This window comes from Saccharopolyspora sp. SCSIO 74807 (assembly GCF_037023755.1).
Lineage (GTDB): Bacteria > Actinomycetota > Actinomycetes > Mycobacteriales > Pseudonocardiaceae > Saccharopolyspora_C > Saccharopolyspora_C galaxeae.
On record NZ_CP146100.1, the window covers coordinates 2942408 to 2960246 of the forward strand.

General features: G+C 71.6%; 19 protein-coding genes and 2 tRNA genes. 7 read left to right on the forward strand and 14 right to left on the reverse strand.

The features are described from left to right. Positions 1-23: 23 nt before the first annotated feature. From V1457_RS13585 to V1457_RS13600, 4 genes are all read left to right on the forward strand, one after another. The gene (locus tag V1457_RS13585) at positions 24-257 is read left to right on the forward strand and encodes a hypothetical protein (RefSeq protein ID WP_200070837.1); all 234 of its coding nucleotides are present in this window, start codon (positions 24-26) and stop codon (positions 255-257) included. A gap of 100 nt (positions 258-357) precedes the next feature. Next, on the forward strand, positions 358-1371 hold the full coding sequence (gene add, locus V1457_RS13590; RefSeq protein WP_200070838.1) for an adenosine deaminase: 1014 nt from the start codon (positions 358-360) through the stop codon (positions 1369-1371). A 68-nt stretch (positions 1372-1439) separates the two neighbouring features. Next, on the forward strand, positions 1440-1892 hold the full coding sequence (locus V1457_RS13595) for a hypothetical protein (protein WP_200070839.1): 453 nt from the start codon (positions 1440-1442) through the stop codon (positions 1890-1892). Positions 1893-2037: 145 nt separating this feature from the next. Continuing rightward, positions 2038-3255 carry a DUF1015 family protein gene (locus V1457_RS13600; protein ID WP_200070840.1) on the forward strand — a complete coding sequence of 406 codons (1218 nt, stop codon included), beginning with the start codon at positions 2038-2040 and terminating at the stop codon, positions 3253-3255. Positions 3256-3506: 251 nt separating this feature from the next. Here V1457_RS13600 and V1457_RS13605 read toward each other — a convergent pair whose 3' ends face one another. The 4 genes from V1457_RS13605 to V1457_RS13620 all read right to left on the reverse strand — a co-directional run bounded on the left by V1457_RS13605 (position 3507) and on the right by V1457_RS13620 (position 7836). Then, on the reverse strand, positions 3507-5732 hold the full coding sequence (locus V1457_RS13605; protein WP_338604159.1) for a heavy metal translocating P-type ATPase: 2226 nt from the start codon (positions 5730-5732) through the stop codon (positions 3507-3509). 120 nt (positions 5733-5852) lie between these two features. After that, positions 5853-6056 carry a heavy-metal-associated domain-containing protein gene (locus tag V1457_RS13610; RefSeq protein ID WP_200070842.1) on the reverse strand — a complete coding sequence of 68 codons (204 nt, stop codon included), beginning with the start codon at positions 6054-6056 and terminating at the stop codon, positions 5853-5855. A 26-nt stretch (positions 6057-6082) separates the two neighbouring features. Then, the gene (locus tag V1457_RS13615) at positions 6083-6364 is read right to left on the reverse strand and encodes a metal-sensitive transcriptional regulator (protein WP_295148390.1); all 282 of its coding nucleotides are present in this window, start codon (positions 6362-6364) and stop codon (positions 6083-6085) included. A 137-nt stretch (positions 6365-6501) separates the two neighbouring features. Further along, entirely contained in the window at positions 6502-7836 is a 1335-nt protein-coding gene (locus V1457_RS13620; protein WP_200071132.1) for an MFS transporter, read from the reverse strand. Positions 7837-8079: 243 nt separating this feature from the next. On the opposite strand from V1457_RS13620, the gene V1457_RS13625 reads away from it, so the two are divergent. Beyond that, positions 8080-8334, forward strand: coding sequence for a hypothetical protein (locus tag V1457_RS13625; RefSeq protein ID WP_338604163.1), 255 nt, complete (start codon positions 8080-8082; stop codon positions 8332-8334). A gap of 48 nt (positions 8335-8382) precedes the next feature. Here V1457_RS13625 and V1457_RS13630 read toward each other — a convergent pair whose 3' ends face one another. From V1457_RS13630 to V1457_RS13640, 3 genes are all read right to left on the reverse strand, one after another. Further along, positions 8383-9864, reverse strand: coding sequence for an aldehyde dehydrogenase family protein (locus tag V1457_RS13630; protein WP_338604166.1), 1482 nt, complete (start codon positions 9862-9864; stop codon positions 8383-8385). A 204-nt stretch (positions 9865-10068) separates the two neighbouring features. Next, positions 10069-10449 (reverse strand): VOC family protein, encoded by a 381-nt coding sequence (locus V1457_RS13635; protein ID WP_295149167.1) that lies wholly within the window; start codon positions 10447-10449, stop codon positions 10069-10071. Between the two features lie 173 nt (positions 10450-10622). Further along, positions 10623-10695 (reverse strand) — tRNA-Lys (locus tag V1457_RS13640). A 349-nt stretch (positions 10696-11044) separates the two neighbouring features. Here V1457_RS13640 and V1457_RS13645 point away from each other — a divergent pair. Beyond that, entirely contained in the window at positions 11045-12187 is a 1143-nt protein-coding gene (locus tag V1457_RS13645) for an Ig-like domain-containing protein (RefSeq protein WP_307850093.1), read from the forward strand. A gap of 53 nt (positions 12188-12240) precedes the next feature. Here the strand turns inward: V1457_RS13645 and V1457_RS13650 are convergent. The 4 genes from V1457_RS13650 to V1457_RS13665 all read right to left on the reverse strand — a co-directional run bounded on the left by V1457_RS13650 (position 12241) and on the right by V1457_RS13665 (position 15091). Continuing rightward, positions 12241-12316, reverse strand: a tRNA-His gene (locus V1457_RS13650). Positions 12317-12433: 117 nt separating this feature from the next. Then, complete coding sequence (orn, locus tag V1457_RS13655; protein ID WP_295149165.1) at positions 12434-13078, reverse strand: oligoribonuclease; 645 nt, start codon at positions 13076-13078, stop codon at positions 12434-12436. Between the two features lie 53 nt (positions 13079-13131). Continuing rightward, entirely contained in the window at positions 13132-14823 is a 1692-nt protein-coding gene (locus tag V1457_RS13660; protein WP_200071134.1) for an AMP-binding protein, read from the reverse strand. A gap of 76 nt (positions 14824-14899) precedes the next feature. Continuing rightward, the gene (locus tag V1457_RS13665; protein ID WP_200071135.1) at positions 14900-15091 is read right to left on the reverse strand and encodes a hypothetical protein; all 192 of its coding nucleotides are present in this window, start codon (positions 15089-15091) and stop codon (positions 14900-14902) included. 208 nt (positions 15092-15299) lie between these two features. Between V1457_RS13665 and V1457_RS13670 the strand changes: the two genes are divergently transcribed. Further along, positions 15300-15704, forward strand: a complete 405-nt coding sequence (locus tag V1457_RS13670; RefSeq protein WP_200070848.1) for a hypothetical protein — start codon at positions 15300-15302, stop codon at positions 15702-15704. Positions 15705-15801: 97 nt separating this feature from the next. On the opposite strand, the gene V1457_RS13675 is transcribed toward V1457_RS13670, so the two are convergent. The 3 genes from V1457_RS13675 to V1457_RS13685 all read right to left on the reverse strand — a co-directional run bounded on the left by V1457_RS13675 (position 15802) and on the right by V1457_RS13685 (position 17562). Then, entirely contained in the window at positions 15802-16260 is a 459-nt protein-coding gene (locus tag V1457_RS13675) for a nuclear transport factor 2 family protein (protein ID WP_338604176.1), read from the reverse strand. A 126-nt stretch (positions 16261-16386) separates the two neighbouring features. Continuing rightward, complete coding sequence (locus tag V1457_RS13680; RefSeq protein ID WP_200070850.1) at positions 16387-17121, reverse strand: hypothetical protein; 735 nt, start codon at positions 17119-17121, stop codon at positions 16387-16389. Between the two features lie 162 nt (positions 17122-17283). After that, positions 17284-17562, reverse strand: coding sequence for a hypothetical protein (locus V1457_RS13685; protein WP_233627631.1), 279 nt, complete (start codon positions 17560-17562; stop codon positions 17284-17286). Positions 17563-17839 lie beyond the last annotated feature (277 nt).

The window sequence follows — 17839 nt, forward strand, 5'->3', positions numbered from 1 at the left end:
TGGCCGCACCGGGAGGAATCGACGTGGACCGCGAAGAACTGCTGAGCGTCCTGCGCCACCGCGGAGTCGCCGACGCCGAGATGTGGATCGAGGGCGTGCACCAGCCGCAGCCCCCGTCCCCGGAGTTCCTGTTCCTGCGCCGGGCGGGGAACGGTTGGGACACCGGTGTTTGCGAACGCGGCAGCTGGCACGTGGTGGCCTCGTTCCCGGACGAAGCGGCCGCCTGCGCCCACCTGCTGCGCCTGGCCGAGCCCTGACGCGCCGCACCCGCCCGGCGTGCCGATCACCTCGGGCAGCCGGCCTGGTGGACGGCGGACGCCTGTTCCGGCTCGGTACGTTCGCCTGCGGGAGGTCGGTGTGGACGAGTTCATCGCAGCGCTGCCCAAGGTCGAGCTGCACGTGCACTTGGTCGGTTCGGCATCGTTCGAGACCGTGCTGGACCTCGCGTCCCGGCACCCGGACGCCGGGGTGCCGACCACCAGGCGGGAACTCGCCGAGTTCTACCGGTTCCGGGACTTCGAGCACTTCATCCGCGTCTACGTGGCGGTGAACTCGCTGGTGCGCACTTCCGCGGACGTGACGCGGCTGGTGACCGGGCTGGCCACCGACCTCGCTGCGCAGCGCGTCCGCTACGCGGAGGTGACCGTGACGGTGTTCAGCCACCTGTTCGCCTGGCTCACCGACGACGAGATGCTCACCGGGCTCACCGAGGGCCGCGCGGCCGCGCGCGAGCAGGGTGTGGAACTGGCGTGGTGCTTCGACATCCCGGGCGGTCATCCGGCGGTCGGTGACGGCATGGACACCGTGCGGTTCGGGTTGGTGAACCGGCCGGAAGGGCTGGTCAGCCTCGGACTGGGCGGCATCGAAGTGGACCGTGCGCGGTTCACCGGCGCGTTCGCGGCCGCTCGTGCCGCGGGGCTGCGCAGCGTCCCGCACGCGGGCGAGACCACCGGCCCCGAGTCGATCTGGACGGCGCTGCGCGAACTCGGCGCGGAACGAATCGGGCACGGCATCAGCGCGGTGCGAGATCACGCGCTCATCGAGCACTTGGCGGCCGAGCAGGTCCCGCTGGAGCTGTGCCCGACGTCGAACCTGCGAACCCGGCAGATCGCGGCGATCGGCGCGCATCCCGTCCGGCAGCTGCGGGACAACGGCGTGCTGGTGACGTTGAACACCGACGATCCGCCGATGTTCGGCACCGACCTCAACCGCGAGTACCGGGTCGTGGCGGAGAGCCTGGAGCTGGATCGCGCGGAGGTGGCCGACCTGGCGCGCAACGCGGTCACCGCCTCGTTCCTGGACGAGCCGGGGAAGGCGCGGATCCTCGGGGAGATCGACGACGTACTCGCCGCGCACGCCGATGGCCCGTGAACGGTCGGCCCGCACCGCCGCTCGCGGAGTACCGTGCCCGCAGGGAGAGCCCCAGTGGGAAGGCACCGATGAGCACGACGATCCGCAAGAAGACGGCCCGCGCCGCTACGGGCGCAATGCTGCTCGCCGGACTCGTCCTGCCGCTGCTCGGCTGCGCCGACACCGACCCGGGCGTGCAGCACTACGCGCCCAGCCAGTCGCGGCAGGACATCGCCACCAAGGTCGGTTTCATCAAGCACGACCTGTGCTTCCGCGAGGCCACGACGCACGGGACGCAGCGCTGCGACCGCTACCTGACCCAGGTCCGCAACATCGCGCTCAGCGCCACCGAGTCCACTGAGAACCCACCGGCGATCACCGGCCCCGCGCAGGTCTTGCAGCAGCGGGTGCAACAGCTGCAGGGGCAGGGTTGCCTGCCACCCTCCCCGGACACCGAGCAGCGTTGCACCGCGAGCCTGCAAGCGGTGAACAAGGCGCTCACCGACCTCGAAACCGCGCTCGCCACCGCACCGCCGCGCTGAGGACTCCCGATCGGCACGTAGCGGTGCCGGTCAGCGGCACTCCCACGGGCCGTGCTCGGAAGCGCGATCCCCGCATAGCGCCCAAAAAGGCGCGGGAGCCCGCCCACCTCTCGGAGCGCACCGCGGCCGGGTTGATACTGCGGGGGTGACGAGATCGGTTCGCGTCGGAGTGGACATCCGCCCGTTCCGCGCATGGGTGCTCGCGCCGGAACGGCTGCGCGGCCTCGCCGACCGGCACGCCACCCCGTGGGACCGGTCGGGCGGCCACATCGCGGACTCGCTGCGGCTGCTGGACGAGTGGAAACGACTGCGGGTGCTGGCGCGGGAATCGCGGCCCGCGATGTACGTCTACGAGCAGACCGGCCCGCTCGGGGTGCAGCGCGGCGTGATCTCCGCGGTGCATCTGGACAGCAGGCTGCTGCCGCACGAGGACGTCCTGCCGCCGCACGCGGAGAACATGGCGGAGCTGATGCGCGCAGGCGGGATGAGCCTGCCGCCGATACTGCTGGGCTACACCGGCACCGACCACGTCGCGGCGCAACTGGACGCGGCGACCCGGCAGCCGCCGCTGACCGAGCTGTTCACCCCGGACGGCCAGGAGCACCGGGTGTGGCGGATGGCAGCGCGGGATTCCTGCTCGGAACTGATGGGCGCGCTGCACGAGCGCGCCGCGTTGATCGCCGATGGGCACCACCGGCACGTCGCCGCGCGCCGGTATCGCCGGGACGTGCACGCCGCCGGGCACGGCCGCGGGCCGTGGGACTACCTGCCCGCGCTGCTGGTGGACACCAAGCGCAGCCCGCTGCGGCTGCGGCCGGTGCACCGGGTGCTGCCGTTCGCCGACCCGTGGAAGGTGTTGGCGGAGGCGCAGAAGTGCTTCCGCATCACCGCGTTGAACGGGCCGCTGGAGGAATGGCTGGACGTGCTGCGCGCGCACGCCTATCGCGGCCCGGCGTTCGTCGTGGCCACGCGGGACCGGGCGTTCCTGCTGGACAGCCCGGATCCGGCGTTCTTGGAGCGCGGTCCGTGCGCGCGGTTCGCGGAGCCGCTGCGCAAGATGCACATCACGGTCGTGCAGGCGTTCCTCGACTCGCTGCCGCCGGGGCCGGACCTGGCGGTGCGCCACGAGTCCAGTGCGACCCGCGCGGTGCGGGAGGTGGCGGATCGGGGCGGCCTCGCGATGCTCGCGTTCCCGCCGAGCGTGCAGGATCTGCACTCGGCGGCGGCGACGGGCTGCCGGCTGCCCGTGCAGGCGACCGCCTTCGGCCCGAACCCGCATCCCGGGCTGGTGCTGCGCGACCTGCCCGCACCGCGGAGTGCGCCCGATCCACAGCTCCAGACGGACCCGCACCTGCCGCAGTGATCGCTGGTCCAACGTGGACGGTCGTCGGTGGTGCACCGCGCGGTGCCGTTCCGACGCGCGAGCGCGGTGCCGACACGCCCGATCCGCACCCGATCACCACGGATCATCCTGAGTGAGCGGACCGCTCGCCCGGCCAGGTTGGTCGAGAGTCGGTTCACTCGAAGCGCCCGGTGCGTGGTGCGGTGTGCCCGTACGTCACCGGATTCGGCTGGGCTCGGATCTGAGTTCGCTCGGAGAACGCTGCGCGGGGGTCACGCCGGGATGTCGCTGCGGAAGCGGCGCAGGCGAAGGCTGTTGGCGACGACGAACGCGCTGGACAAGCCCATCGCGGCCCCGGCGATCATCGGGTTCAGCAGACCGGCCGCCGCCATCGGCAGCGCCGCCACGTTGTAGGCGAACGCCCAGAACAGGTTCTGCTTGATGGTCCCCAGCGTGCGCCGCGACAACCGGATCGCGTCCACCGCCGCGCGCAGATCACCGCGCACCAGCGTCAGGTCGGAGGCTTCGATCGCCACATCCGTCCCGGTTCCCATGGCCAGGCCGAGGTCGGCTTGCGCGAGCGCGGCGGCGTCGTTGATGCCGTCCCCGACCATCGCCACCGCGCGGCCCTCGCCCTGCAAGCGGCTGATCACGGCCGCCTTGTCCGCAGGCAGCACCTCGGAGATCACCTCGTCGATGCCCACCTCGGCCGCCACCGCGCGGGCCACGGTTTCGTTGTCCCCGGTCAGCAGCACGGGGGAGAGGCCGAGTTCGCGCAGCCGCCGGATCGCGTCCGCCGAGGTCGGTTTGACGGTGTCGGCGACCTCCAGCACGGCCCGGACGGCACCGTCCCAGGCGACCACCACCGCCGTGCGGCCGCGCCGCTGCGCTTCGAGCCGAGCGGTCCGCAGCGGCTCCGGCAGTTCCGCGTCCACCAGCGCGGGCCGTCCGACCCGGACCTCGCATCCGTCCACTTCGGACTCGACGCCGAGCCCTTCGACGTTGCGGAAGGCGTTCGCGGCGGGCAACGCGCCGACCCGGTCGGCCGCACCTTGCGCGATCGCCCGCGCGACGGGGTGTTCGGAGCCGTGTTCGGCGGCTCCGGCCAGCCGCAGCGCGGTCCGCTCGTCGGAGTCCGCGACGTGCACCCCCACCAGCGACATCCGCCCGCTGGTGACGGTGCCGGTCTTGTCCAGCACGACGGTGTCGATGCGCCGGGTCGACTCCAGCACCTCCGGCCCCTTGATCAGCACGCCGAGCTGGGCGCCGCGGCCGGTGCCGACCAGCAGCGCGGTCGGCGTGGCCAGGCCCAGCGCGCACGGGCAAGCGATGATCAGCACCGCGACCGCGGCGGTGAACGCGGCGCTCGCCCCGCCACCGGCGATCAGCCACCCGGCCAGGGTGAGCACCGCGAGCGCGATCACGATCGGCACGAAGACCGCCGAGATCCGGTCGGCGAGCCGCTGCACCGCGGCCTTGCCCGCCTGCGCGGCCTCCACCAGGCGCGCCATCTGCGCGAGCTGGGTGTCCGAGCCCACCCGGGTCGCGCGCACCACCAGCCGCCCGCCCGAGTTCACCGTTGCGCCCGCGACGGAATCGCCGACGCCGACTTCGACCGGTGCGGACTCGCCGGTGAGCATGCTGGCGTCCACCGCCGAACCGCCCTCCTCGACGGTGCCGTCGGTGGCGATCTTCTCGCCGGGCCGCACCACGAACAGGTCCCCGGTGGCGAGCTGCTCGGTCGGGATGCGCTGTTCGCGCCCGTCGCGCAACACCGCGACGTCCTTCGCGCCGAGTTCCAGCAGCGCCCGCAGCGCGGCACCGGCGCGGCGCTTGGAGCGGGCTTCGAAGTACCGCCCGGCGAGGATGAACGTGGTCACCCCGGCGGCCACTTCGAGGTAGATCGAGCCGGCGCCGTCGGCGGGCCGCACGCCGAACTCGAATCCGTGCGTCATGCCGGGCATTCCGGCGCTGCCGAACACCAGCGCGTAGATCGACCACAGGAACGCCGCCAGCGTGCCCATCGACACCAGCGTGTCCATCGTGACCGCGCCGTGGCGCAGGTTCGTCCACGCCGCGCGGTGGAACGGCGCACCGCCGGAGATCACCACCGGGGCGGCGAGCGCGAGGGAAATCCACTGCCAGTAGGTGAATTGCAGCGCCGGAACCATCGCGAGCACGATCACCGGCACGGACAGCACCAGTGCGGTGATCAACCGGTCGCGCAGCGCGCGGGTGCCGTCGTCCTGTTCGGACTCGCCCGCGCCGCCGGAGTCCGGCAGCTGCGCCGTGTAGCCGGCGGCCTCGACCTGTTCGACCAGCTGCTGCGGCGCGACGCCGTCCGGGAAGGTCACGGTCGCCTTCTCGGTGGCGTAGTTGACCGCGGCGGTCACCCCGTCCAGCTTGCCGAGCTTGCGCTCCACCCGGTTCGCGCACGAAGCGCAGGTCATGCCGCCGATGGCCAGCTCGATCGACTGCCCTGCCGGTGCGGTGCTCATCGCGATCTCCCGATTCTTCGCCTGCTGCGTGCGGTGCCGGACGAGTTCCCCTCCGGTCGGAGGGGCGCCGGTCGAGCAGGACCGGCGCCGCCGATCGGGCCGCGGTGTCCGAACCCGGGCTCAAGCCAGCGCGTAGCCCGCTTCTTCCACGGCGCCGCGCACGTCCGCGTCGGCGAGCGGCTGCGCGCTGGTCACCGTCACCGCGCCGGTCTGCACGTCGACCGCGACGTCGGAGACGCCGGCGAGCTCGCTGAGCTCCTCGGTCACCGAACGCGCGCAGTGCTCGCAGGTCATGCCGGTCACGGTGTAGGTCAACTCGGTCATCGGGGTCCTTTCGCGGAGTCGGCGGTTCAGGAGCGCACGAGCCGGGCGATCGCGTCGCCGGCTTCCCGCACCTTCTCGTCGGCGGCGTCGCCGCCCTCGGTCAGCGCCTCTGCCACGCAGTGGCGCAGGTGCTCGTCGAGCAGTCCGAGCGCCACCGATTGCAGGGCCTTGGTGGTCGCGCTGACCTGGGTGAGCACGTCGATGCAGTACTCGTCGTCCTCGATCATCCTGGCGAGGCCCCGCACCTGTCCCTCGATGCGGCGCAGTCGCTTCGCGTACGCCTCTTTGTCCGGCGTGTAACCGTGCACCGCTTCCTCCTCGCAGTCCGATGCGGAGCCTTCGCCACATATATACCCCTAGGGGGTAAGGGTGTCAACGCGCCAAGATTTCGGAGCGAACGGACCGTTCGTCCAATCTATTGGGACGAACAGGCCGTTCACTCCGGTCAGGACGCGGTGTTGACGGTCTCCAGGGGACGGCCGGTGGCGCGCGGGCCGAACAGGCCGATGTCCAGCGTCACAGCGATCATCGCCGCGGCCACGACCGCGAACAGCACCCCGGCGCCCTGCGCCTGCAGCAGCGGAACCAGCACGAACGGCATCGCGCCGGTGGTCAGCCGGGACAGCGAATACGTCCAGGACGCCGCGGTCGCGCGGATGTGCGTCGGGAAGATCTCCGCCTGGTAGATGTGGAAGGCGTTGGAGAAAACGTTGCTGGCCGCGGTGTAGCCGAACCCGAGCAGCAGGATCAGCGCGGTCGAACCGGCCAGCCCGAACCCGAGCCCCAGCACGACCATCGCCATCGCCGAGCCCATCACCAGGTGCTTGCGCTCCACCCGCTCGACGAACGGCAGCGACAGCGCCGAGCCCACCGGGTAGCCGACGAACGTCAGCGCGCTGAACAGCAGCGAGTCGGTGACCTGGTAGCCCTTCGCGGCCAGCACCATCGGCACCATCGTGCCGAAGCCGTAGTAGCCCACCGTCTGCAGCACCTGGAAGACCGCCATCATCGCGGTGCGCTTGCCGTACGGTGCGGCGACCAGGTCGCGCAACCCGCTGGACGGGGCGGTGACCGCACGATCCGGCTCGGCAGGGTCCGGCTCCGGCAGCGCCGCCCCGGCGGCTCGGGCCTCCCGCTCGAAGTCGGTGACCAGCGCGTCGGCCTGTTCGGCGCGGCCGCTGGTGGCCAGCCAGCGCGGCGACTCCGGCAACCCGCGACGCAGCAGGAACACCACGACCGCGCCGAGCGCGCCGATCGCGAACATCCAGCGCCAGCCCGCGATGCCGAGCGGGCTCAGCGGCTCGAGCCAGTGCGCCAGGAACCCGGCCGCGGGCACGCCCAGGAACGACAGCGTGTAGGCCCAGGCGATGAACCGGCCGCGGCGCTTGGCGGGCAGCAGGTCGCTGAGGTAGGCATCCGCCAGCGGCGGTTCCGCACCGATCCCGATGCCTGCGACGAACCTGGTCGCGGCCAGCATGAACGGCCCGGTGCTGAACGCGCCGAGCAGCGAGAACAGCGAGTAGATCGCCAGGCTCACCAGGAACGCCCGGCGCCGCCCGATCCGGTCGGCGAGCCGCCCGAGCACCAGCGTGCCCACGAACATCCCGAGGAACGTCGAGGCCAGCACCAGCGGCAGCTCGGCCTTGCTCAGGTGGAACTCCTGCGTCAGCGCGACGCTGAGCACAGGCGTCAGGAAGATCTCGTACATGTCGAAGAACAGCCCGAGCCCCACCGCGACGGTGGCCTTGCGGTGCATCCCGATCAGCGGCAGGCGGTCCATGCGCGCCGCGATCGTCGGCTCGGGAGTCGTCACGTTCTGCTCCTTCGCGCCCCTGCCGGGAGTCGATCTACCCGCCGGGGCACCTTATAGCGGCACGAGGAGGTTCGGAACCGTGTTCCGCGCCTGCTCGCGGCTTCGGTTCGGGAACCCCGCGGGGGTACCGGCGAGCACCGGATTTCTCCGCGCCGGTTGCCGGGTAGTCCGGTGGTGGCCCACGACCGGCGAACGAGAGGAGGCGCAGCGGTGACGTTCTCCGCTGACCGGCGGGACGAACCCGCAGAACCGGACCGGCCCGAGGTGCCACGGCCGGAGAGCCCGGAACCCCCGCAGAGTCCGGAACCCCCGCAGATCCCGGAGCCCCCGGAGGTCCCGGACCGGCCGAGCGCTCCCGACCCGCCGGACATCCCGGACCCGGACCGCCCGGAGCCGCCCGAGCCCCCGGACAGCCCGATCAACCCGGACAGCCCGATCAACCCGGAACGGGAGTCCGGCCGGTAACGCAGTCGGGGCGGAGGAACTCGCCCGGCCCGGCGAGTTCTCCTCCGCTCAGAACGGATACTGCGCGTGCTGTTCGCGGAAGGTGACCCAACGCGTGTCGGTGAACGCGTCGATGCCGTCGCGCCCGCCGAACCGCCCGTAGCCCGAGTCCTTCACCCCGCCGAACGGGGCCTGCGGCTCGTCGCCCACGGACTGGTCGTTGATGTGGAAGATCCCGGTCCGCACCCGCTGCGCGATGGCCCAGCCGCGGCGGGTGTCCTCGGTGATCACCCCGGCGGTCAACCCGTACGGCGTGTCGTTCATGACCTCGATCGCGGAGTCCACGTCGTCGTAGCCGTGCACGGTGGTGACCGGGCCGAAGATCTCCTCGGAGTGGATCCGCTGCTCGGGAGTCACGCCGCTGAGCACGGTCGGCCGGTACACCGCGCCGTCCGGGCGCCCGCCGCCGGTGTGCAGCACGGCGCCCTGCGCCACCGCGTCGTCGACGAGCGCGGCCACCCGCTGGGCGGAGCGTTCGCCGATCACCGGCCCGATCACGGTGTCCGGCTTTCCCGGGTCGCCGCAGGGCAGTTCGGCCACCTTGGCCGCGAACCGCCGGGAGAACTCCTGCTCCAGCGCGCGCGGCAGCAGCACGCGGTCCGCGGACATGCAGATCTGCCCGGCGTTCATGAACGCGCCGAAGGTGACCGCGTCGACCGCGTAGTCCAGGTCGGCGTCGTCGAGCACCAGGATCGAGTTCTTCCCGCCCAGCTCCAGCAGGGCCGGTTTGAGGTTCTCCGCGGCTTTGATCCCGACGCTGCGGCCGACGTTCGTCGAGCCGGTGAAGTTGACCCGGCGCACCCGCCGATCGGCGATCAGCGTCTCGACCACCTGCGCCGCGTCGTCGCGGGCGTTGGTGAGCACGTTGAGCACCCCGTCCGGCAGACCCGCCTCGCGCATGATCTCCGCGAGGAACAGGCCCGCGGTCAGCGGCGCGTCCTCGCTGGGTTTGAGCACGGCGGTGTTGCCCACTGCCAGCGCCACCGCGAAGGAGCGCACGCCGAGGATCAGCGGCGCGTTCCACGGTGCCAGCGCGGCGACCACTCCGGCGGGCTGGCGCAGCGCGAACCCCCACTCGCCGGGGCTGGAGCTGGACAGCACTTCCCCGCGCGGCGCGGTGATCGCCGCCGCGGCCTCCCGCAGCACGTCGGCGGCCAGCCCCGCGTTGAACATCGCCCACGGCCGGGTGCCACCGACTTCGCCGGCCATCAGCGCCACCGCGTCCTCGGTGCGCTGCTCCAGCAGGTCGGCCGCGCGCAGGAAGATCTTGCGGCGGGTGCCCACGTCGGTCGCCGCCCAGCCGGGGAAGGCCGCGGCGGCCGCGTCGACGGCCGCGGTGACGTCCTCGGGGGCGGCTGCCGCGACGGTGGCGAACACCTCGCCGGTGTAGGGGTTGAGGTCCTGCTCGGTGCGGCCGGTCCCGGCGGCGCGGTCGGCACCGCCGATCAGCAGTCCGCGCTTTCCGGGTTCTCCGGCTTCTCCAGCTGCCATCGTTCCTCGCTCTCCAAGCTCGTCGCCGGTGCGCCGTGCCGACCGGCATCCGCCCGAGGGTGTCAGGAAACCTGTTCCCGCTGAATCTGTCACGTGACTAGCGGCCGGGTCCGGACGGCTCGATTCCGGGCTTCCGCGAGGAATCCGCGGGTGCCCGCCACCGCGCGGCGGCTGGAGACCCGCGCGGAGCGGCGGATTGCCGGATCAGGCGGACGGCTGCTCCACCACGACCACGTTGTTGCCGTCCGGATCGCGCAGCATGAACATCAGCGGTGCGCCGGGGTTGCGCATCGGCTCCGGGTCCATGTCGATCCCGCCCAACGCCTGCAACCGGGTGTGCTCGCCGACCACGTCGGCGGTCTCCACTCCGATCATCCCGCCACCGGGTTGCCCGCCCATCGGCGGATTGAGCGCGAGCCGCGCCGTCGAGCCCGGAGGGGCGACCTCCAGCCAGCGCATCTCGCCGTGCTCGCCGAACGGCGTGTCGGCGCGCACCTCGAAACCCAGCTTCTCGGTGTAGAACGCACGTGCCGCGTCCTGGTCCGAGACGGTGAACATGACCACTGCGATACTCGACATCTGCATCTCGGCGTCCTCGCGATCGGCAACGGTGGGCGGGCCCGGACGTCGCTCGAGTTACCCGGGTCGCGAGATCGACAACCCCGGATCACTTCGGCGAGGGGAGAAAGAGACCACTTCTGAAACGACGAAAAGCCCGCCACGAAGGGCGGGCTTTTCGTTCTTCCAGGTTATCGCTGTGCGCCAACAGGGACTCGAACCCCGAACCCACTGATTAAGAGTCAGTTGCTCTGCCTGTTGAGCTATTGGCGCTTGCTTGCCTGCCGGGGATTTTCCCGCTTGCGCTCGTTCCCTGGCGACGAAAGAAACACTAGCACGGCGCGCGGGGCACAGATCCGAGGGGGTGTCCGGCGGCGGTGCCGTTGCCGGACCGTGTCCGGTTGATCCGCTTCGGGCGAGCAACCGGCCGCGTCCTGGCGCGTCCACCGGGGTGGAAGATCAGCAGAAATATACGCAGCGTGCACGTCGGGTGCACTCCACGAGGTCGGTGGGCTCAGGCACACTGTGCTGTGGCGGATGTGGCGGATCGGAATCGAACGGACAGTGACAAATGAATGACTCGCTTCACTCCCTCGGGAGTGGTCGGGCTCGGTGGTCGCGGGTGTGGTCGCTCGTGCTCATCGGCCTCGTGGGGGTGCTGGTCGCCGGGTGCAGCGGCGGCGCCGGGGGACAGCAGAGCGCGCCACCTCCGCCGCCGACGGTGTTGTTCGACCCGGGCAACGGAGCCCAGGGGGTGTCGCCGACCGCGCCGATCACGGCGACCGCGCAGCACGGCCGGATCGTCGACGCGGTGCTCACGAATCCGGAAGGGGAGCGGGTCGAAGCGGCCGTCGCGCCGGACGGGGCGAGCTGGTCGGCAGCCGAACCGCTGGGCTACGGCAAGACCTACAAGGCGGCCATCACCGTGCAAGGCGCGGCTGGCGCGCCGGTGACGCAGGAGGCCTCGTTCACCACGGTCGATCCGGCGGATCAGACCTACGTCTCGATGAACCCGCTGGACGGCCAGACCGTCGGCGTCGGCCAGCCGCTGGCCTTCTACTTCTCCGAAGACGCGCCCGCGCCGGACAAGGCCAAGGCCGAACAGGCCATCCGGATCCGGACCGAACCCGCCGTGGAAGGCGCGTTCTACTGGATCGACAGCCGCGAGGTGCACTGGCGCCCCAAGGAGTACTGGCAGCCCGGCACCGAGATCACCGTCGACGCGGACGTCTACGGCAAGGACCTGGGCAACGGCGTCTGGGGTGAGGAGAACCGCACGGCCACCTTCCACATCGGCGACGCGGTGGTGCTCAAGGCCGACGGCGCCAGTCACCAGATGTCGATCAACGTCAACGGTGTCGAGCAGCGGACCATCCCGGTCTCGCTGGGCAAGCCCAGCTTCCCGTCGAACGACGGCACGCACGTGGTCACCGAGCACCACGCGACCAAGCTGATGGACTCATCGACCTACGGCCTGCCCGTCGACCAGGGCGGCTACCAGACCGAGGTGAAGTGGGCGGTGCGGATCTCCAACAGCGGCGAGTTCCTGCACGCCGCGCCGTGGTCGGTCGCCGACCAGGGCAAGCGCAACGTCAGCCACGGCTGCATCAACATGAGCAACGCCGACGCCAAGGCGGTCTACGACCTGCTCAAGAAGGGCGACGTCGTGGAGATCACCAATTCCGGCGGGCCGGAGCTGAAATCCACGAACGGTTTCGGGGATTGGCAGGTCCCGTGGGACGAATGGCTCAGCGGCAATCGCTGAGCCCGCCGCGCAATCGAAAGGCCCCGCTCCGATTCGGAGCGGGGCCTTCCTCGTGGGGTGAGTGACGGGATTCGAACCCGCGACTCCTGGGACCACAACCCAGTGCTCTACCGACTGAGCTACACCCACCACAGCAACGGTGCGCCGGTGAACCCGGCCGTCCGGAGCAACACGAATATCCTAGCGCGCGGTGTCGATCGCTTTCCCACCGGGCTCCGCACCCGGGTGACGGGCGAGGTCAACGGCTCACTCGGACGGTTTGACGGCCTTCTCGGTACCGCCTTCCACCGCCGCGCCGTCGAGCAGTTCGGCGGCCACCGTCTGCGCCTGCTCGCTGCTCGGGCCGGGCTGCGGCACGAACGCGGTGCGCCGGTAGTACGCCAGCTCCCGGATCGACTCCCGCACGTCGGCCAGCGCGCGGTGCGCCAGCCCCTTCTCCGGCTGCGCGTAGTAGATCCGCGGGAACCAGCGCCTGCACAACTCCTTGACCGAGGACACGTCCACCATGCGGTAGTGCAGGTGCGCGTCCAGCGCGGGCATGTCGCGCGCGATGAACCCGCGGTCGGTGGCGATCGAGTTGCCCGCCAGCGGCGCCGATACGTTCTCCGGCACGTGTTCGCGGATGTGCTCCAGCACGCGCTGCTCGGCTTCGGCGAGGGTGACCGAGGAGCGTCGCACCTCCTCGGTGAGCCCGGAGCGCTCGTGCATGTCCCGCACCACTTCGGGCATCGCCGACAAGACCTCGTCCGAGGCGTGGATCACGATGTCCACACCCTCGCCGAGGATGTTCAGGTCGGCATCGGTGACCAGGGCGGCGATCTCGATCAAGGCGTCCGAGGCCAGGTCGAGCCCGGTCATTTCACAGTCGATCCACACTAGACGGTCGTTCACCCGTGCGAGCCTAACGCGACGCCCGCGCCGTGCGGGATCGGACCGCGCGGGCGTCACTCGCCGCGCTCGCGCAGCTGGGCGGGCACGACCTTGCCGGTGGCGTTGCGCGGCAGCTCTTCCAGGAACACGACGTCCCTGGGCAGCGCGTACTTCGGCAGCGCGTCGCGGAGCCGGTCGCGCACCGCGTCGGCGTCCAGGTCCGCGCCGGGCGCGAGCACCACGTACGCGGCGAGGCGCTGGCCGAACTCCGCGTCGTCCACGCCGATCACCGCGGTCTCGTGCACCTCGGGAAGGGTGGCCAGGGCGTCCTCGGTCTCCTTGGGGTAGACGTTCTCCCCGCCCGAGACGATCATGTCGTCCTCCCGGCCGACGACCTGCAACCGCCCGGCGGAGTCGATGCGGCCGAGGTCACCGGTGGACATCAGCCCTTTCCGGGTCTCCTTGCCGCCGCCCCCGGTGTAGCCCTCGAACAGCATGTCGTTGCCGACGAAGATCCGCCCGGTTTCGCCGCGGCGCACCGGTTCACCGTCCTCGCCGACGATCATGATGGTGGTGCCGCGTGGTGCCCGCCCCGCCGTGCCCGGCGACGCCGCCAGGTCTTGCGGGTCGGCGATGCTCACCCAGGACGCCTCGGTGGAGCCGTAGAAGTTGTAGAGCACCCGCCCGAACACCCGCTGGAACCGGGTCGCCAGGTCGGCGGGCAGCGCCGATCCGCTGCACGCGACGATCCGCAGCGCGGAGCAGTCGAACGGCGCACGGGACTCGGCAGGCAGGTCCAGGATGCGCTGCAGCATCACCGGCACCATGAACATCGCGGTGCACCGGTGCCGCTGCACCGCCGCGAGCGCCTGCTGCGGCTCGAACTTGCGGCGCAGCACCAGCGTCGCGCCGATCGCGGAGCCGAGCTGGAAGGCCGCGAGGCCCCAGGTGTGGAAGATCGGCGCACCCACCAGGATCCGCTCGCCCTCGCGCAGCGGCACCCTGGACATGATCGTCGCGGCCGGGCCGACGCCGGGCGGCGCGGGCCTGCGGGCGCCCTTCGGCGTGCCGGTGGTGCCGGAGGTGAGCACGATCATCCGCGCGTGCCGCGGCCGCCGCGGCAGCCGGGTGGACGGCGAGCTGCCGATGAGGTGCTCCAGCGTGGGCCGCCGGGTGGTGCCCTCGGTCCAGGCGAGCACCACGTCCAGGTCTTCGGGCGGCTCCAGCTGCTCGACGAACTCGGTGTCGGCGATCAGCACGTCGGCCCGCTGCTCCGCCAGCACCGCGTGCAGCTGTTGCGGCCGCAGGCCGGTGTTCAGCAGCACCACGTCCACGCCGATCTTGCCGCAGGCCACGATGCTCTCCACCAGTCCGTGGTGGTTGCGGCACAGCACCGCGACGCGGCCGGTGTCCCGGACGCCGCGGGCGCGCAGCCCGTTGGCCAGCCGCGCGGTGCGCTGGTGCAGCTCCTGGAAGCTCAGCGCGCCGCGCTCGTCGATCACCGCGGGCCGGTCGGGGTGCCGGATCGCGGCGACCTCGTAGCCCAGCGCCGGGGTCACGCCCCAGCGGCGCCAGGCCCGCACGATGCGCCACAGCTTGTCCGGGCGCATCGGGCGGACCACGCCTTGCCGGATCAGCAGCCACAAGGTCTGCGCGCCGGGGGCGACGCGCTGCGCGGCTCGCCGGAGGCCACCCGCCGGTCCAGCCGCCGAGTCCCCCGGCGCACCCGCCAGGTTGCGGAGCAGTTCTTTCGGCCGTCGCCACATCGCCACGCGCGTCTCCTCGAGTCCCTTAACTACTCGCCAGTAGATAATGCCTGGGGGCGAGCGCGAGGGGAAGGGCTCAGCGCTCCGGAACCGCCGCCGCGGCCACCACCGCCTCCCGCAACGCCGCGCGAAGCCGGCCGGCCTCCAGTGGCGCGAGCACCGCCGTCTCCCCAGGCGGAGCCACCACCACCACACTGCCTTCGTTGACGAACACGGCCATGTTGCGCCGCCGCCCAGCCACGTCGCGGCAGTTGACCTGCCACTCCATGCTCTCTCCCACGCAGACCTCCTCGTCCGGGTGCGCACTCCACGGCGTGTGATGGTTCAGAATCACGGTTGTGACGGTGCTTCGCCCGATTAATCGCGCGGAAACCTCGCGGCGTCACACCATCGGCCGCACGGCGGCCTCGGATAGCGGGCCGTGCCCGGATCCGGCCGCCCTCGGGCGTGCGCGGTGATGCGGGAGACTGCTGATCGTGACTGGTTACGACGGGCTGGTGTGGCGGACGCTGCACCGGGTGCTGGCGGTGCTCGCGATCGGCGTGCTGGGCCTGCTGATCGGCCTCGGCTCCAGCGCGAGCAGATCGGACTCGCTGCTGGGCGTGCTGGTCGTGGCGCTGGTCGCGCTGCCGGTGGCGCTCACGCTGCGCCGGATGTCGCCGACCGCCCGCGGCAATCTGCGCCTGCTGCCCGGGCGCAGGCCGCTGATGACGGCGCAGGCGGTGCTGCTCGGCCTCGTCGCCGTGCTGGTGCTGTGCTGGTCGGCGGGCAACGCGATAGCGCCGGGCACGCTGGCGCCGCTGCCGCTGGCGCTGGTCGGGGTGTTGCTCGCCGCCGTGCTGGCGCTGCTCGGGTGGATAGGACACCGGATGAGCCGCTGAGCCGCAGTGCCCGGGCGGTTGCCGAGGTGGCGAAAGCGGCTCACGCCGCTTCGAAGAAGACCGGCAACCATGCCGAGCTCGGGTTCCGAGCGGGCACTCAGCGGACCGGCAGCGGCTCGCCGTGCTCGGCCGCCGGCCGCGGCCCGAAGATCCGCCGCTCGGCCGCGCTGATCGGCACGTCGTTGATGCTGGCCTCGCGCCGTCGCATCAACCCGTCTCCGGTGAACTCCCACAGCTCGTTGCCGTAGCTGCGCCACCACTGGCCCGCGGCGTCGTGGCACTCGTACTGGAACCGCACGGCGATGCGGTCGCCCTGGAACGCCCAGAGTTCCTTGCGCAGCGCGTACTCCAGCTCGCGCGACCACTTCTCGCGCAGGAAGTCCGCGATCTCGGCCCGCCCGGTGATGAACCGGTCGCGATTGCGCCAGACCGAATCCGCGGTGTAAGCGGCGGCGACCTGCTCGGGGTCCTGGGTGTTCCAGGCGTCCTCGGCGGCCTGCACCTTCTGCCGGGCGGTCTCCTCGGTGAACGGCGGGAACGGCGGGCGTGCGGTCACGGTGCCTTCCTCTCGGCGTTGCCCTCTCGGCGCGGCGATTGCGGGAGATCCCGGCAGCGGCGGTGTCGCTGCGGACGCGGCAACGGCGGTGACCTGCGCGGGCCACCGCCGCGTGCCGGGAACCGCTCAGGCAGGCCGGACGACCAGGCCGCGCGGCTCGGATGCGAACGTCAGCGCGCCCTCGAACTCGGCGATCGGCAGTTCGTCGCGCACCAGCCGGTGCGGCCCCTCCGAGATCTCGATGCGCACCTCGGCGGCGGTGAAGGTCTGCTCGGCGAAGTCCGGCCCGGACAGCTGGATCTCCAGCGCCCCATCCTGCAGCGTGATGGCGACGGCGCCACCCGGGACCGACAACGGCTCGCCGCCGGTGGTGAGGGTGAGGCTGCCAGCGCCGCCGTGCTCGGGGCGGACCGCGACGTGCGAGAGCGCGACGTCGCGCCGTCCTTCGGCGCTGGTCACTCCGATGACGTCGCGCGCGTCCTCGACCGGCGAATCCCCGTCCTGCTGCGGCGCCAGCAGCGGCGCCCGCAGCTTCGCGGCCAACCGGTGCGGCTGCCAGGAACCGGCGCCGATCAGGTTCACCACGCTGGCGACCTCGGTGCCGTCGACCAGCCGCTCGCTGCCGGGCGCGGGCGTGATCTCGATCGCGGGGATGTCGCGTTCGTCCAGCAGCTCGCGCAGCGCCTTCGCGCGCTGCCTGCTGTTGCGGTCGAATCCGCGGGTGATGGCCACCGCCCCGGACGTCCCGGCCTGCGCCGCGGCGTCGGCGAGACCGGCCAGCGGTGCCCAGACCTGCGCCGGGTCCGGCCGGGAAGTGCGGCGGGACCGGGCGAACTGGGGGGAGTCGGTTGTGGTCTCCATTGCCCCAACCTTAATCCGCCGCACAGGGTTGCCTCACTAGGTGATCAGGGCTGCCCGGTGTGAGTTCGATCGCGCCGTCGGCACCGCGCGGGGTCGCGGCGGCGCTGCGTCAGGTGGAGATCCCCACTGCGAGGCGGCGTCCGACGTTCAACGGCAGCGCGCTCAGGAATCCCAATTGGTGATCATCAGCTCGTCGTCGCGCGCCAGTTCCTCGTCGACGCGCTGCTCGCAATCCGGGCAGCGCTCGGTGATCCGGCGGCTGCTGGGCTCCTTGCTGGCGGGCCAGGTCTCGTGCGGGAGCTTGATCGTCGTCGAGCACAGCGCGACCACCGGATCCCCGGCCGGTCTCGCCCCCGGGCGCACCGTGATCGCGTGCCGGACGCGTTCGCCTGCGCCGACGATCCACCACACGTGCTCGCGATCGGGGAACACCGCTCCCACCCCCACATCTCCTCGGACGCTGCGCCGTCCTGCCGCGGCCTGTGGCCGATCTCGAACCTTAGACGGTGCGCTCAGCCGCCGGGTTGCATCCGCGTGGCAACCGGTGCGGTGCCAATGCGAGCCGTCCCGCAACGGATGCACCGTTCCGGATCATCTGTTCCGGCCGGGCGGTGGTGCCGGTCGTGGTCCGTTCGACCCAAGGTGATCAGCTACATCCTGTTTCACATGGTGATCATTATCACCGATGCGACAGCGGGGTCGAGCCGTCCGGCGGAAC

Coding starts and splice junctions, on each gene's coding strand:
- V1457_RS13665 (WP_200071135.1), bottom strand. CDS start 15,091: ATGGAGTGGCAGGTCAACTGCCGCGACGTGGCTGGGCGGCGGCGCAAC.
- V1457_RS13605 (WP_338604159.1), bottom strand. CDS start 5,732: ATGAGCACCGCACCGGCAGGGCAGTCGATCGAGCTGGCCATCGGCGGC.
- V1457_RS13680 (WP_200070850.1), bottom strand. CDS start 17,121: ATGGAGACCACAACCGACTCCCCCCAGTTCGCCCGGTCCCGCCGCACT.
- V1457_RS13630 (WP_338604166.1), bottom strand. CDS start 9,864: ATGGCAGCTGGAGAAGCCGGAGAACCCGGAAAGCGCGGACTGCTGATC.
- V1457_RS13595 (WP_200070839.1), top strand. CDS start 1,440: ATGAGCACGACGATCCGCAAGAAGACGGCCCGCGCCGCTACGGGCGCA.
- V1457_RS13610 (WP_200070842.1), bottom strand. CDS start 6,056: ATGACCGAGTTGACCTACACCGTGACCGGCATGACCTGCGAGCACTGC.
- V1457_RS13660 (WP_200071134.1), bottom strand. CDS start 14,823: ATGTGGCGACGGCCGAAAGAACTGCTCCGCAACCTGGCGGGTGCGCCG.
- V1457_RS13635 (WP_295149167.1), bottom strand. CDS start 10,449: ATGCAGATGTCGAGTATCGCAGTGGTCATGTTCACCGTCTCGGACCAG.
- V1457_RS13620 (WP_200071132.1), bottom strand. CDS start 7,836: ATGGACCGCCTGCCGCTGATCGGGATGCACCGCAAGGCCACCGTCGCG.